The sequence below is a fragment of the Paractinoplanes rhizophilus genome (assembly GCF_042664765.1).
Classification (GTDB): Bacteria; Actinomycetota; Actinomycetes; order Mycobacteriales; family Micromonosporaceae; genus Actinoplanes; species Actinoplanes rhizophilus.
This window is the reverse complement of record NZ_JBHTBJ010000002.1, coordinates 200,176-214,539: the sequence shown is the minus strand read 5'-3', so window position 1 is coordinate 214,539 and position 14,364 is coordinate 200,176. Positions and strand designations below refer to the sequence as shown.

Annotated in this window: 12 protein-coding genes and 1 pseudogene; 4 read left to right on the top strand and 9 right to left on the bottom strand. The window is 74.0% G+C overall.

The window, feature by feature from the left end:
- Positions 1-19: 19 nt before the first annotated feature.
- The 9 genes and pseudogenes from ACFQS1_RS04860 to ACFQS1_RS04820 all read right to left on the bottom strand — a co-directional run bounded on the left by ACFQS1_RS04860 (position 20) and on the right by ACFQS1_RS04820 (position 9,369).
- Entirely contained in the window at positions 20-2,473 is a 2,454-nt protein-coding gene (locus ACFQS1_RS04860; RefSeq protein WP_378964824.1) for a P-loop NTPase family protein, read from the bottom strand.
- Positions 2,474-2,507: 34 nt separating this feature from the next.
- Positions 2,508-3,959 (bottom strand): phytoene desaturase family protein, encoded by a 1,452-nt coding sequence (locus tag ACFQS1_RS04855; RefSeq protein WP_378964823.1) that lies wholly within the window; start codon positions 3,957-3,959, stop codon positions 2,508-2,510.
- A complete protein-coding gene (locus ACFQS1_RS04850) occupies positions 3,956-5,062 on the bottom strand; it encodes a glycosyltransferase family 2 protein (protein WP_378965028.1) in 1,107 nt (368 codons plus the stop codon). Before ACFQS1_RS04850 ends, ACFQS1_RS04855 begins: the two co-directional genes overlap by 4 nt.
- Complete coding sequence (locus tag ACFQS1_RS04845; RefSeq protein WP_378964822.1) at positions 5,062-5,814, bottom strand: carotenoid biosynthesis protein; 753 nt, start codon at positions 5,812-5,814, stop codon at positions 5,062-5,064. The genes ACFQS1_RS04850 and ACFQS1_RS04845 overlap by 1 nt, the downstream gene beginning before the upstream one ends.
- Positions 5,811-6,389, bottom strand: coding sequence for a GNAT family N-acetyltransferase (locus ACFQS1_RS04840; RefSeq protein WP_378964821.1), 579 nt, complete (start codon positions 6,387-6,389; stop codon positions 5,811-5,813). Before ACFQS1_RS04840 ends, ACFQS1_RS04845 begins: the two co-directional genes overlap by 4 nt.
- 2 nt (positions 6,390-6,391) lie before the next feature.
- Entirely contained in the window at positions 6,392-7,039 is a 648-nt protein-coding gene (locus ACFQS1_RS04835) for a monooxygenase (RefSeq protein ID WP_378964820.1), read from the bottom strand.
- Between the two features lie 6 nt (positions 7,040-7,045).
- Complete coding sequence (locus tag ACFQS1_RS04830; RefSeq protein WP_378964819.1) at positions 7,046-7,519, bottom strand: YbaK/EbsC family protein; 474 nt, start codon at positions 7,517-7,519, stop codon at positions 7,046-7,048.
- A gap of 21 nt (positions 7,520-7,540) precedes the next feature.
- Positions 7,541-8,481, bottom strand: a pseudogene (locus ACFQS1_RS04825) (aldo/keto reductase).
- A 69-nt stretch (positions 8,482-8,550) separates the two neighbouring features.
- Positions 8,551-9,369: an SDR family NAD(P)-dependent oxidoreductase gene (locus ACFQS1_RS04820; protein ID WP_378964818.1), complete on the bottom strand. Its 819-nt coding sequence runs from the start codon at positions 9,367-9,369 to the stop codon at positions 8,551-8,553.
- Positions 9,370-9,445: 76 nt separating this feature from the next.
- Here ACFQS1_RS04820 and ACFQS1_RS04815 point away from each other — a divergent pair, with 76 nt between their 5' ends.
- The 4 genes from ACFQS1_RS04815 to ACFQS1_RS04800 all read left to right on the top strand — a co-directional run bounded on the left by ACFQS1_RS04815 (position 9,446) and on the right by ACFQS1_RS04800 (position 14,360).
- Positions 9,446-10,318 (top strand): bifunctional helix-turn-helix transcriptional regulator/GNAT family N-acetyltransferase, encoded by an 873-nt coding sequence (locus tag ACFQS1_RS04815; protein WP_378964817.1) that lies wholly within the window; start codon positions 9,446-9,448, stop codon positions 10,316-10,318.
- Positions 10,319-10,850: 532 nt separating this feature from the next.
- Positions 10,851-11,252 (top strand): SAV_6107 family HEPN domain-containing protein, encoded by a 402-nt coding sequence (locus ACFQS1_RS04810; RefSeq protein ID WP_378965027.1) that lies wholly within the window; start codon positions 10,851-10,853, stop codon positions 11,250-11,252.
- Between the two features lie 263 nt (positions 11,253-11,515).
- Positions 11,516-12,325 carry a hypothetical protein gene (locus ACFQS1_RS04805; RefSeq protein WP_378964816.1) on the top strand — a complete coding sequence of 270 codons (810 nt, stop codon included), beginning with the start codon at positions 11,516-11,518 and terminating at the stop codon, positions 12,323-12,325.
- 13 nt (positions 12,326-12,338) lie between these two features.
- Positions 12,339-14,360 (top strand): DNA polymerase Y family protein, encoded by a 2,022-nt coding sequence (locus ACFQS1_RS04800; protein WP_378964815.1) that lies wholly within the window; start codon positions 12,339-12,341, stop codon positions 14,358-14,360.
- Positions 14,361-14,364: the final 4 nt, after the last annotated feature.

Below are 14,364 nucleotides of genomic sequence, written 5' to 3'. Positions count from 1 at the left end.
TCCGAGCCGCCCGGGCCGATCAGCCCGTCGGCTCCTCGCGCAGCAGGGCCGTGACCAGCTCGTCCTCGGCCGTCGTCCCGTGTTTCGCCCGGGTGACCCGGTAGAAGCGCTCGGCGCCGTCCACCACGGACCGGCTCCCGTCCGCGCGCGCCCGGGCGAGCCGGACGGCGGCGTGCAGCGACACATAGCGCTCCTCGTACCGCTCGACCAGCCAGACCGACATCCGGCAGGCCTCCTCCGCGCGGTCCATCGCCTCGTCGCGCCGGCCGGCCCGGGTGAGCAGGATCGCCCAGATCGCCATCGCCTGGGCGGCTCGGGGCAGCACCGTGATGTCCCGCGCCGCCAGCCGGCCGAGACCGAGGGCCGCGCCCCCGGCAGCCTTGAGACGCAGCGGCGCGGGCGCGGCGCGGGCCGCCGTCAGCGCGCTCCAGGCGTCGAGGAGATCCGGCCGATGACGGCCGTCCGGGATGGCCCGGTCGATGCGCTGCCAGGCGACGGCGGCCTTGCGGGCGGCGGTGGCCGACGCCTCGTGCTCGCCGGTCGCCCGGCGGTAGCGCGCCTCGGCCGACAGCGATCGGGCGAGGCGTACCTGCACGTCGGCGTCCTGCTCGGCGAGCGCCTCCCAGAGGGCGGTCGCCTCGGCCTGGTGGGCGGCGGCCGCGCCCGGGTCGCCGGCCTGGCCGAGCAGGCCGGCGAGCGACTCGAGCTGGGCGGCGAGGCCGCTGGCGCTGCCCGCCGCCTCCCAGTGCCGCAGCGAGGTCCGCGCGTCCGCGACGGCCTCGGCGTGCCGGTCCAGGCCGGCCAGGGCCTCGGCCCGGCAGCCGTACGCCCGGGCCAGGGAGAACGCCGGATATCGGGGCCGGAGCTGCCAGAAGCCGATCGCCGTGTCGATCGGCTCGAGCGCGCGGCGGGCGGCCCCGGCCTCGACGAGGCGGCGCGCCAGGCGATATCCGAGCGGCGCGTACGCCGTCTCCGGCGCGCCCGTCTCGCGGAGCCGGCGGTACAGGCGCAGGGTCAGGGTCGCCAGCGGTGCCATCACGTCCGGTGGCCCCTCGAGCGGCATCACCGCCTCCAGCGCCGTCAGCGTGGCCGCGTCCAGGCCGGTCAGCCGGGCCAGGGCGTCGAGCAGCGGCCCGCCCGCCGCGAGCACTGCCTCGGGATGGCTTCGCAGCAGCACGCCGAGGTGATCGTGGCCGAACGCGGCCCACCGCTGCGCCACGGCGACCGCGGTGGCGAGAAACGAGGACACCCGGTGCGGCGCCAGCGCGGAGAGCACGACGGGCAGCTTGTTCGCGGTCCACCGGTCGGCGTCGAAACCGTGCAGGCCGGTCGCCCACAACGCGATGTAGTCCTCCGCCAGGCGATCGGGCTGGATCGGCGCGAGGAAGCCGGCCTCGCCGGCGGGGTAGCTTGCCCGGTGCGCGTCGAGCAGGCTGCCGGCCTCGGCGGCGGTCGCGGCGAGGCCGGTCGCGGCGACCAGCGCCGTCGCCTCGCCGTGCGACAGCGGGCCGGCCAGACAGGCGAGATAGACCGTGCGGGCGTTGCTGTGCCGCCCGGCCGTCTGCGGCCCGGCCGTCTCCCCAGCCGTTTGCGGCCCAGCCGTCTGCTCCTCAGCCGTCTGCGCCCCAGCCGTCGGCGGCCCGGCCCAGTGCTCGAGCTCGCGCCCGAGCAGGTAGGCCGAGATCGCGCCGGGTTCGGCGGGCACGTGATCGCGGCGCTCGGCGCCGTACACCTCGGCCAGCGCCCGCATCTGGATCTCCAGCGCGGTGGCGGCGGGCGACCAGTCCCCGGGCGGCGCGACGGTCAGCGCCTCGGGGATCTCCAGGGCTTTCGCGAAGCCGTCCCGGGCCGCCTCGAAGAGCCGCTCGCGCTGGCCCGAGCCGGCCGGCAGGGGATTGAGGGCCAGCGTGGCCGGCTCGACGGCGAACCGGTCGCGCACGTGCCGGCCGATCCGCTGCCACCAGCCGCCGGCCGGGCGGGCCAGCAGCAGGATCCGGGTGCGGCGGTCGTGCAGGCGGGCGTCCGCGAGCACCGACCTGATCAGCGGGGCCGGCATGCGCTCGGCGTGGTCCACGACCACCAGCCGGTTGCGGCCGTCGGCGGGGAGGCGGGCCGGGCCGAGGGCCGGGCCGGAGCGGGGGGTGAGCAGCGTCCAGCCCGAGGCCGCGGACCGGCCGGCGAGCTCGCGGGCCAGCCGCGTTTTGCCCTGGCCGCCGGCGCCGTGCACGAGCATCACGCCGAACTGCTCGCGCCCGTCCCGCCAGGCGCGAAGACGATCGAGCTCCTCGGCGCGGCCGTGGAAGGCGATGAACCGGTGCGCGTCGGCGAGCAACCGGCTCGGCCGGCCGCGGAAGCTCTGCGGGGCCGCTGCGGCGGGCAGGTCGAGCGGGACGATTCGATAGCCGGGATCGGGCCGGTTGGTGTGCAGGTCGTCGCCCTGCACGAATCTGACGACGCTGCTCGCCGCGTCCACTGCCACCCCCTGCCGTCGGAGCCACAAGTATCGATCAGGCCGGGCCGATCTGGTCCACCGCTATCCGGGCGGAAAGCGTGACCATCGGGAGCCCGCCGCCGGGATGGACGGACCCGCCGACCAGGAAGAGGTTGCCGAGCGGCCCGCGGTTGGCCGGGCGCAGCAGGCCGCCGGTGGTGCCGTAGATGGCGCCGCCCGGGGCGCCGGTCGCGACGGCCAGGTCGGCGGGGGTGCGGGTCTCGCGGAAGAGCAGGCGGTCGCGGACGTCGAGGCCACGGCGGGCCAGCAGCTCGAGGACGTGGTCGGCGTAGGCGTCGGCGAGGCCGGGACGCCGCCAGTCGGTCGCCGACCAGGACGTGCCGTGGCGCGGGGCGTTGACCAGGACGAACCAGGCCTCGGTGCCGGGCGGGTGCACCGCGGGGTCGTCGGCCCGGGTGACGAAGACGGTGGGGTCGTCGGCGGGGCGGGCGCGGCGGGCCGGGGAGCCGAAGATCGCGTCGAACTCGGCGTCGTAGTAGCTCGGGAAGAAGACGTTGTGGTGGGCGAGCTTCGGGGTTTCGCCGCGGACGGCCAGGAGCAGCACGAAACCGGCGAGGCTGCGATCGGTCAGCGACGGCAGGCGGCCCGGGGTCGGCAGCAGATCGCGATAGAGGGTCAGCGCATCCACATCGGACACGATGACGTCGGCGGGCACGAAGGTCTCGGCGGTGCGGACGCCGGCGGGACCGTTGGTGTCGGCGGCGCGGACGCCAAAGGGCTCGACGGCGGTCACCTCCGAGTTGAGGATCAGGCGGACGCCGAGGGCCGCGCAGCGGGCGACCATCGCGTCGGCCAGGGTGGTCAGGCCGCCCGGCAGATACCAGCCGCCGAAGGCCAGCTCGGCGTAGGGGATCGCGGCCAGGGCGGCGGGCGCGCGCCGGGGGTCGGCGCCGGTGTAGGTGGCGTAACGGTCGAGCAGCATGCGCAGGCGGGGGTCGCGGAGGTAACGCCACCCCAGGTCGCGCAGGGTGCGGCCGGGGGCGATCGCGGCCAGGTCGGGCAGGCGCCAGGAGAGCGCGGCCAGGGTGGCTGGGGTGACCGGGTGGCGCAGGACGGAACGCCAGGAGGCCCGCCAGATGCGCTCGGCCCGGCGCCAGAAGCGATGCCAGTCGTCGGCGGCCTCGGGACCGAGCCCGGTGGCGATGCGATCGAGGAAGGTCTCGTGCGTGGACGAGGAGTCGAGGACCGTGCCGTCGGGGAAGAAGTGGCGGACCACCGGATCGAGCGGCCGCAGCGGCAGGCCGAGGCCGAGGTCGGCGAAGACCTGGGGGAGCGTCAGCAGGCTCGGGCCGGTGTCGAAGCGGAAGCCGTCCCGCTGGTAGCTGCCCAGCTTGCCGCCGGGGGCGCCGGCGCGCTCGTGGACCTCGACGTCGTGGCCGGCCTCGGCCAGGCCGATCGCGGCGGCCAGGCCGCCGACGCCCGCGCCGATCACCACGATGCGGCTCACAGCGACCGGCCCCGCCAGGTGAGGGCGCCGCGACGGCGCAGGGCGAAGCTGCGAGCGGTCAGCCAGCCGAACAGGATCACCGAAACCGGGTGGGCCAGGGCGTCGGGCCAGGCGCGTCCGCCGGTCGCGTACGCGGTGATGGCGCGGCCGGTCACGGCCAGGACATACGCGCAGAGCGCGACCAACGACGCACGCGAGAACCCGGTGACGGCCAGAATCGGCGCGGCCGCGGCCGGCAACACGTACAGAAAAAGAAGAAGGACCACGACGAGAGCCGCCGCCGGACCGGAGCCGAAAGATGCCCAGAGCGACTTGGTGTATCCGGCCGTGAGGCCGCGCCACGACGAGTACATGTGGCAGGTCGCGTGCCGCGACGCGTCGGCGAGGGCGATGCGGCCGCCGGTGCGCTTGATCTGCCGGGCGAGCGCGATGTCCTCGAGGATCTCGGTGCGCACCGCGGCATGGCCGCCCGATCTCGCATAGCCGGCCCGGTCGGCGACCAGCCATTGGCCGCCGGCCGCGGCCAGCGACGGGCGCGCGGAGCGCTCCATCAGGCGCAGGGGCAGGAAGGTGAGCCAAGACCATTGGAGCATCGGTTGCAGCAGGCGGCCGGTTCCGGTGATTTTGGGGTACGGCGAAAGCAAGGTCGTTCCGGTCTCGCGCAGCATGGTCGCGGCCCGGGCGAGCGCATGCGGCCCGAGGATCACGTCGGCGTCCACGAAGGACAGAATGTCGGCCTCCGCCGCCGCCTCGGCCAGCTGGTGACAGGCGTGCGGTTTGCCCAGCCAGCCCTCGGGAAGCGGGGCGCCGGCGATCAGCTCGACCTTGTCGCCGGCGAGGGATCGGACCAGCTCGGCCGTGCCGTCGGTGGAGCCGTCGTCGAGGACGTGGATGGTCAGGTGGCGAACTTTTCGCTGGGCCAGCAGCGCCTCGAGACAGGGGGTGACGCGATCGGCCTCGTTGCGCAGGGGCAGCAGGACGGCGACCCGTTCGGTGACCTCGGCGGGCTCCCCGGGGCCGAGGCGCCGGAGCAGAGCGGCGTTGATCGCGGTGTGCACGGTGAGCGCGGTGAGCGCCGCCAAGGGCAGCAGGATGAGCCAGATCATCGGCGTTTCACCTGCTGGACGGCGAGCGGAAGCACGACGATGCCCATCAGGACGGCCCCCCAGACCGCGGAGGCGGGGAGGCTCAGGAACACCGCGTGGGCAAGCACGGAGGAAGCGTACGTCCAGAACCAGAGCGCGATGATCGGCGCATCCGCGTGACCTGGGGTTTTGATATGTCTTCCGCCAACGGCAGAAAGACTGGACATCAGCAGCAGCGCGAAGCCCAGCCAGCCCAGGTAGTTGCCGAGCGGAACGCCGTCGACGCCGGGGAGCGCGGGAGTGGGGTCCTGCCAGCGCCAATAGCCCTCGGCGACCATCTGTGGATCGAGGAAGACGTCCCACGTGGCGAGGCCGAACGCGGCGATGGCCACCCGCATCGGCGCGGATCGTGCCAGGCGGATCGCGGCCAGCCAGGCCGGCCAGGCCATCCAGGTCCAGGCCAGCGGGATGATCAGCGGGACGTCGAGGAGTTTGGGGCCGAGTTCGCCGGAATAGTCGTAGGTGCCGAACGGGAAGCCGGTGGCCACGCCGATCGCCTCCACCGCGAATCCGCCCAGGGTGGCCGTGCCGACGAGGGCGAGCGCGGCGCGGGGACCGCGGGTTGCCGCGGCGTGGGTGACCGAGAAGACGTATCCGATCAGGACGGTCGAAACGGTCAATGCCGCCCGAGTGCCGCCGCCCGCGAGGGGATAGCAGATCTGGGTCAGGATCAGGGCGGCGAGCAGCGCCCAGAACGGATGCTTTCTCAAATGCCGACGATGCCCGGTGCGTCCTCGGCGGGGCGGTCGGCCACCGGCAGCTCGCGGCCGAGGATCGCGAACGCCCGCTCGTCGCCCGGGAAGTAGAAGTCGCGCAGCACGTCGACGAAGTCGAAGCGGCGGTAGAGCCGCCACGCCCGCGACTTCTGCTCGTCGGCCTCCGGGGTCGACAGCAGCACCGTCTTGCCGTCGGCCATCGCCAGCAGCGCCCGCAGCTGGCGCGCCCCGATGCCGTGGCCCTGGGCGGCCGGCCGGACGTGCAGCTCGACCACCTCGAAGCAGTCGCCGAGCCAGTGCTGCCGGGCGGGCTCGTCGAGCGTCGAGCGTACCTGGTCGTGCCACCACTGGCCGGGGCCGGAGGTGTAGCCGTACCCGAAGCCGGCGAGCCGTCCGTCGGTGGTGAGGGTGGCGACCGCGCGGAAGCCGGGCCGCCGGACGTGGGCGCCGATGTAGCCCCGGCGGGTCTGCAGCAGCTCCTGGCGGTAGCCCATCGCCTCGCCGTAGACGGCGACCACGTCGTCCAGCCGCCGCAGCAGGTCGTCCGGCTGCCACGCAACGAGCCTCATACCTAAGTCTGCCCCTCCTCCAGCCACCCCAGCACCGACCGGTCGCCCGTGATCCCGCGGACGGCGAACCGGGCGAACAACTCCTCGGCGTACCACCGATCGGTGGGGGTGCGTGCGATCACCGCACGGTGCTCCGGCTGACGGTACGCGAACCGCGTCAGGTCCGCCGCATCACGCCACACGCTCACCGTGCCCTGCCAGCCGATCGGCGCCTCGCCGATGCCGAAGCTGGCCAGCAGCCCCGGCGCCGTGCCGAGCTCGCGGACCACCGGCGGTATCGCTCGCCAGAAGGTCAGTGCCCTGGTGGGGCGCAGGCGGGCGCGGGTGAGGACCAGCGTCGTGCCGTCCGCCCGCTTGGCCGGCGCCCCGAACGGCCGGCGGCCCGACCAGCTTCCCCGGCTGCTGAGCGGCTCGAGATCGACGACGGCTCGTTCGTCCGCGAGGCGATCCCAGGCGGGGTACTCGACCGGCTCGTCGGCGACGGTCACCGCCGCGTATCGCGTCAAGTCGGCATCTTGGGGCTGGAAGCCGTTGCTCGTACCCAGAAATTTGACAAAGCGGCCGCGATGCCGCCGCGCCAGGGCGAGTTGCAGCATGGCCGCGGGGATGCGGTGGCGGGGCACCCGCCAGACGTGCAGCGTGACCGGCATGCGGCCTCAGGCCACCTCGGCGGGCGTGCCGTCGGTGACCCGGACGAGCTCGGCGTAGGTGATCGGGAAGACCGCGCGCGGCACCCCGCCCGCCGCCCAGATCACGTCGTGTTTCGCCAGGTCGACGTCGACCAGCGTGCGCACCGGCTTGGGGTGGCCCAGCGGCGCGACCCCGCCGATCGCCTGGCCGGTGTGCTCGCGCACGAACTCGGGGGAGGCCCGGCGCAACTTGGCGATGCCCAGCCCGGCCGCGACCTTGGTCGTGTCGACCCGATGCGCGCCGGAGGTCAGCACGAGCAGCGGCTCGCCCTCGGCGTCGAAGATCAGCGAGTTGGCGATCTGGCCGACCTCGACGCCCAGCGCCTCGGCCGCGGCCACCGCGGTGTGCACGGCGTCGTCGAGCACGACGACCTCGGAGGTGCGCGCGCCGGCCGCTTCCAGGGCCTCGCGGACGGCGACCACGTTGGGATGCTGTTCCATACCACTCATTCTGTGATCAGGTCATTCTGTGATCAGGGCTTTGCCGAACACCCACGGGGCTATCCCGTCGATGAAGTCGTGCGGGAAGCCGCGCTCGAAGCCGGTCGCGCCGGTCAGCCGGTCCACCTGCTCGGTCGTCAGGGTGACGTCCTTGGCGCCGAGGTTGTCGGTGAGCTGATCGAGGGACCGGGCGCCGATGATCGGGACGATCGCCTTCGATCTGGCGACGGTCCAGGCGATGGCCACCTGGGAGGGGGTGGCGCCGATCTCGTCGGCCACCGCCTGCACCTCGTCGGCGGCCCGCTGCTGGCGGTCGTCGATCTTGGCCGGGTCGAGGCGTGTCCGCCCGGTCGGATTTCTACTGTATTTTCCGGACAGGATGCCACCGGCGAGCGGGCTCCACGCGGTCACGCCGAGGCCGAGGGACTCGGCCATCGGGAGCAGCTCGCGCTCGATGTCGCGGTCGAGCACGTTGTAGGGAACCTGGAGAGCGGTCAGCGGGTTCCACCCGTGCCACTCCGCGAGCGTCTGGCCGCGCGCGACCACCCAGGCCGGCGCGTCCGAGATGCCGATATAAAGGACTTTCCCGATCGTACGGCCTCGTCGAGCGCCCGCATCGTCTCGTCGATCGGGGTGGATTTGTCCCAGACATGCACCCAGTAGAGGTCGAGATAGTCGGTGCGCAGCCGGCGCAGGCTGGTCTCCAGCGAGTGCCGCAGGTTCTTGCGGGCGTTGCCGCCGGCGTTCGCGTCGCCGGGGTCGCGGCTGGCCGTGTACTTGGTGGACAGCACGAACGACTCGCGGCGGCCCTGGAGCAGCTCGCCGAGGATCTCCTCGCTCTGCCCGCCGCGATAGTTGATCGCGGTGTCGATCGTGTTGCCGCCGGCCTCCGCATACGCATCGACGATCTTGCGGCACTCCTCGATCGGCGCGCCCACGCCGCCCTGCTCGCCGAAGGTCATGGCCCCGAGGATCAGCTCGGACACGCGCAAGCCGCTGGCGCCGAGGGTCCGGTATCTCATGCTGCCTTTCTACTCCTGCAGTCCGACAGCTTTGGCGCTCGCGTCCCAGAGCCGGCTCGCCAGTGCCGCGTCGGCGGCGTGCGGCCGGGGCTCCTTCGTCCGGTGGCCGACGTAGTACGCGCCGCCGACCAGTTCCTCGGCCGGGGCGGTGGCCAGCCAGCCCAGCAGGGCGCCCGCCTTCTCCGGCGGGACCAGGCCCGGGGCGTACTTGTAGAACAGCCGCATCGCCCGGCCGGTGCCGAAGTTGGTGCGCACGACCCCGGGGTGGAACGAGACGCTGAGGATCTCGGGCCAGCGGCGGTGCGCCTCCGCGGCGAACAGGATGTTGGCCGACTTGGACGCGCCGTAGGTGCGGTAGGCCCGGTACTTGCCGGGATCGCCGACGAAGTCCTCCGGGTCGGGCGCGCCCTCGCGGTGCGCCTCCGAGGCGGTGTTCACCACGCGCTTGCCGGCGAGCCGCTCCCGCAGCAGGTGGGTCAGCAGGAAGGGGGCGAGGTGGTTGCCCTGGATGGTGGCCTCGTAGCCGTCCGGGGTCCGGCGATAGCCGCCGACGATGCCGCCGGCGTTGTTCGCCAGGACGTCGATCTTCGGGTACGTGGTGAGCAGGTGATCGGCCAGCCGGCGTACGTCGTCGAAGGACTCGAAGTCGGCGCGGAACTGGCCGGGCTTGGGGCCCTTCGCGGCGTTTTCCACCCGCCGCACGGCGGCGGCGAGGCGCTCGGGGTTGCGACCGACCACCACGACTTCGTCGCCCTCGGCGGCCAGCTGCTCGGCGGCGGCGAGGCCGACGCCGGAGCTCGCGCCCGTGATCACGACGGTCCGATCCATCTCCGGATCCCTTCATTTTCGAGTTGCCGTCATCCTGTCACTAGAAATATCTGACCTGAGTCAGAGATTATGAGGCGTGGACCAGATCGAGCTCGTACGCGACTTCAACCGCTACTACACGCGCCGTCTCGGCGTGCTGGGTGACCACTACCTCGGGCTGGACCGGCCGTGGAGCGAGTCGCGGCTGCTGTTCGAGATCGGGGAGGGCGCCGATCTGCGCGCCCTGCGGTCGTCGCTCGGGCTCGACTCGGGCTTCCTGAGCCGGCTGCTGCGATCGCTCGAGGGGCAGGGGCTGGTCGAGGTGCGGCCGCATCCCGGCGACGGGCGGGTGCGGGTCGCCTCGCTGACGCCGGCCGGGATGGCGGCGCGGGCGGAGCTGGATGCCCGGGCCCGGGAGAGCGTGGGTTCCCTGCTCGGGCAGCTCACGCCGGCTCAGCGGGATCGGCTGGTCGCCGCTCAGGAGCAGGTGCGGGGGCTGCTGCGGCTGGCCTCCGTGTCGATCTCCGAGATCGCGGATTCATCCGCGCTGGCCCGGTGGTGCCTCGCGCGGTATGCGGCCGAGCTCGACGCCCGCTTCGTGTCGGGATATTCGTCGAGCGCGCTGCTGCGGCCGGGCGAGCTGGCCACCACGGGCGGCGAGTTCCTGGTGGCCGCGGAGGAGCCGTCGGCGGCGGTCGGGTGCGGGATCTGGCAGGTGCTCTCCCCGGGGGTGGCCGAGATCCGCCACGTCTGGATCGATCCGGACTGCCGGGGGTTCGGGCTGGGGCGGCGGCTACTCTCGGCGCTGGAGAGCCGGGCCGGCGCGCAGGGGTATCGCACGCTGCGTCTCGGCACCAGCCGGGCGTTGCCCGAGGCCGCGGCGCTGTATCGGAGCAGCGGATACCGCGAGATCCCGCCCTATGGCGACGCGGAGTACAACGAGCTCAACTTCGAAAAGGTTTTGTCGTAGCCGGGTCGCGCCCACGAGCGGATTTTGTCGTACAGGCGTGCTAGTCTCTCGGATAGTTAGAACGGATGTTCGAAGCCTCCCTTCGGAGCTTCGGGGTTCGTCCTGACTCCGGGAGCGATGTTTCGCGGCGTGGCTCCCGGGTGCGGCACCCGCGAAGTGCCGCACGAGAGGCTCCGGGCATTCGCGGGTCCGGCGCTCTCAGACAAGGCAGGACCGTCGCCCGCCGCCCCCCGACCCCCGGGTGGTGGGCGACGGACCCGCCGGCAAGGTCCGGCCGGGTGTGGTGTGGGGAAGCTTCACGCCCGGCCGGCTCGCCCACACGGGCGCTGCGCCTTCCTCCGCAGCGATCGGTTCGACACGGCGATCGGTTCGGCATCACGGCCGGTCGGCACCACAGCACGTCGGATGCGACACACGCGAGGAGACACGACCTATGGCGAGCAACACGGCGCCGGCCCTCCTACGGGCTCCCGGCTTGGCACACGCGCCGACAGCGGCCGTCCAGGCGGAGGCGCCCACGGTCCCGGCGCACATGCTGCCGCACCGCACTCCCGCCCAACTGCTGGCCATCGCCCGGCAGGGCCTCGCCGAGGCGGCACTGACCCGCCCCGACGGCCTGCGTTACGCGGCGGCCCACCTGGCCGCCCTGCGAGCCGCCGCCGCTGTGCTGGCCGCGCGGGCCCGCCCGGCCGCGCCCACCCGCCGCAGCCGGGTGACGAGCGTCTGGTCCCTGCTGGTCCTGGTGGCCCCCGAGTTCGGCGACTGGGCGAGCTATTTCGCCCTGGGCGCCACCAAGCGAGCCGCGGCCGAGGCCGGCATCCCGCGCGTCGTGACCTCCCGGGAGGCCGACGACCTCCTGCGGGCGGCCGAGCAGTTCGTGGCGGTGGTCGAGTCCTCTCTGGGCGTGGCCTACCAACCTCCGCTGGCCGCCTGACCTTTCGACGCAGTCCCGGGCCTTCGTCTGGCGCCATTCACCACCTGGCGCTTTGTCGACCTGAGCCTGATATCGGCCTCCGCGCCCCCTCCCGGTGAGGCCTCTCCCGGCGTGACGGCGATGAACCCCCGTCTGCCGGCGACCCATTCGCCCTGGGTTGGGCCGCCGGGAACGGCATGGCGGGTGGCGCGCGGTTCGCCCCGGTTCGTTTCGTCCGGTTTCGGGGGATTTTGGCAAGCACGGCAACACGGAGCGAGGCAACGATGGCGGGACGCATGATCAGCGGTGCGGCCGCCCTTGCGGAACTGGTTCGGACGGCAGGGGAGACCGCCGAGCCGGGTGTGCATCGGATGCTTCCGGTGGCGCCCGAGCTGAGCGGGCTGCTGCCCGGGCGCGGGCTGCGGCGAGGCAGCACCATCGCGGTCGCCACCGGGCGTTCGCAGCCGGCCAGTGGCGGGACGTCGTTGCTGCTCGCGTTGCTGTCCGAGGCCTCGCGCACCGGATCGTGGTGCGCGGTCGTCGGGGTGCCCGCGCTGGGCGCCGTGGCCGCCGCCGAGAGCGGCATCGCCCTGGGCCGGCTGGCGCTGGTGCCCAACCCCGGACCCGAGTGGGCCACCGTGGTGGCCGCCCTGATCGACGGCGTCGACGTGGTGGTCGCCGCCGTCCCCGGCGCCATCGCCCCGGCGATCGCCGGCCGCCTGGTGGCGCGGGCCCGTCAGCGCGGCTGCGTGCTGGTCCCGTTCGGCCACTGGGACGGCGCCGACGTCACCCTCCAGGTGACCGCGGGCCGCTGGGAAGGCCTGGGCGCCGGCCGCGGCCGCCTGCGCCGCCGCGAGGTGACCGTCCTGGCCCGGGGCCGCGGCGCCGCCGCCCGTCCCAAGGAGCTGACCATGTGGATGCCGGGCGTCACGGTCCGCCCGCCCACGCTCCCGCCCGTCGCCGGCTCCGCCCCGCCCACGCTTTCCCCCGCCGCCGGTGCTACCTCGCCCGCTCCCGCCGCATCGGCGGAGATCTTGATGAGTTGGCGTGCGCGGCGGACGGTAAGTCATCAGCACCGGCTGGCGGCGGTGTGACGTGGGTGGTGAGGTGCGGACGCTTCTTGTCTGGTGCCCGGACTGGGCCGTGGTGGCGGCCGAGATCGTGGACGGAGTGGACGCGAGCGGGCCGGTTGTCGTGCTGCGGGAGAACAGGGTGGTTGCCTGCTCGGAGGCGGCGCGGCGGGAGGGCGTACGGCAAGGTCTGCGCCGCCGGGAGGCGCAGAGCCGGTGTCCCCGGCTGGTTGTGGTCGAGCACGACCCGGGGCGGGATGCCCGGGCGTTCGAGCCCGTCGTCGCCGCCGTCGAGGAGGCGGCGGTGGGGGTGGAGGTGATCCGGCCGGGGTCCTGTGCGCTCGCGGCGCGCGGGCCCGCCCGGTACTTCGGAGGCGAAGAGGCGGCGGCCGAGCGGATCGTGGAGCAGATCGCCGAGGCCTGCGCGGTGGAGAGCCAGGTGGGAATCGCCGACGGAGTGTTCGCGGCGGGACTGGCGGCGCGGGACGGGCGGGTAGTGGCGCCGGGCGAGACCGCGGCCTTCCTCGCGGGGATGCCGATCGACGCGCTGGAGCGACCCGAGCTGGCCGACCTGCTCAAACGGCTGGGAGTCAAGACGCTGGGCGATTTCGCGGGGTTGCCGGCCGCGGACGTGCTGAGCCGGTTCGGGTTCGACGGGGCGCTGGCGCATCGGCTCGCCTCGGGACGCGATCATCGGCCGCTCGCGGTGCGGCAGCCGCCGCCCGACCTGGATGTCGCCGACACCTACGACGAGCCGCTCGCGCGGGTGGACGTGGCGGCGTTCGCGGGCAAGGTGCTGGCCGAGCGCCTCCACGAGAGGCTCGCGGCGCACGGCCTGGCCTGCACCCGGCTGGGCATCGAGGCGGTCACCGCGGACGGGCAGGAGCTGCACCGGGTGTGGCGGCACGACGGCACGCTGACCGCGGCGGCGATCGCCGAGCGGGTCCGCTGGCAGCTGGACGGCTGGCTCACCGGCGCCCGGCGCGGGACGGCCACCCGGCCCACCGCGGGCCTGGTGCGGCTGCGGCTCATCCCCGACGGCGTACTCGTCCACCTCGGACTTCAGCCGGGCCTCTGGGGCGACGCCGGCGCCGACCGCGAGCGGGCACACCGCGCCTTCAGCCGGGTGCAGGGCCTGCTCGGCCCGGAGGCGCTGGTCACGCCGGTCCTCGGGGGCGGCCGCTCGGCCGACGACCAGATCCGCCTGGTCCCGTGGGGCGACGAGCGCGAGCCAGCTCGCCCGGCGGCCCCGCACGTCGAGCCGGTCCCGGAGATCGGCACCGCCCCCCTGCTGGCCCGCTCGGAGGCCCCGGCGCTCTCGCTGCAACTGATTCTGCCGACGGCAGAGGAACCCCCGGACGAGCAGCCCACAGAGGACACTGAATCGCGAACGCCGACCGAATCGCGAACGCCGACGGAAGGAGCCGAGGTGATCCACCTGGAGTCCCGCCGGGCGGCCCGCGCCGCCGGCCCGCCGGCGCCGGAGGAGCAGCCCGAGCCCGTGAAGGCCAGGCTCCGAGTGGTCGGCCCCGCACCGAATGAGCCGCCCCCGAATGAGCCGCCCCCGAATGAAGCGCCACCGAATGAAACGCCGGCCGGGCGGAGGGCGGAAACAGCGGCCGGGTGGGGAGCGAAGACGTCGGGCGGGCCGGCAGGCGGCGTGACGGTGGTGGGCGTGCCGGCCGGGCGCCGCAAGGGTGGGGGGCGCCGCGTTCCCCCGCTGGTGGCGCTGCCGCCGTGGCCGGGCCGACTGCCCAAGCCCGCGCCCGCCGTGGTACCCCTGCAGCCCCCGGCGGCGGTGGTCCTCGACGACACCGGCACGCCGGTCGGCGTCAGCGCCCGCCTCGATCTGACCGGCGATCCCGCCGCCCTGATCGTCGAGCGCGGCGATCCGATCACGATCACCGGCTGGGCCGGACCGTGGCCGATCGACGAGCGCTGGTGGGCCGGCGAGGAGAGCCGCCGCCGGGCCCGCTTCCAGGTGGTCCTGGAGGACGGCCGTGCCCTCCTGCTCTCCCTGGCCGGCGGCCACTGGGCGGTGGAGGCCATCTATGACTGAGCGG

Bases quoted from the DNA above. Each gene is read 5' to 3' on its own strand.
- ACFQS1_RS04840 (WP_378964821.1), bottom strand. From the start codon at position 6,389: ATGAGGCTCGTTGCGTGGCAGCCGGACGACCTGCTGCGGCGGCTGGAC.
- ACFQS1_RS04835 (WP_378964820.1), bottom strand. From the start codon at position 7,039: ATGCCGGTCACGCTGCACGTCTGGCGGGTGCCCCGCCACCGCATCCCC.
- ACFQS1_RS04830 (WP_378964819.1), bottom strand. From the start codon at position 7,519: ATGGAACAGCATCCCAACGTGGTCGCCGTCCGCGAGGCCCTGGAAGCG.
- ACFQS1_RS04820 (WP_378964818.1), bottom strand. From the start codon at position 9,369: ATGGATCGGACCGTCGTGATCACGGGCGCGAGCTCCGGCGTCGGCCTC.
- ACFQS1_RS04810 (WP_378965027.1), top strand. From the start codon at position 10,851: ATGCTGCCGCACCGCACTCCCGCCCAACTGCTGGCCATCGCCCGGCAG.
- ACFQS1_RS04805 (WP_378964816.1), top strand. From the start codon at position 11,516: ATGGCGGGACGCATGATCAGCGGTGCGGCCGCCCTTGCGGAACTGGTT.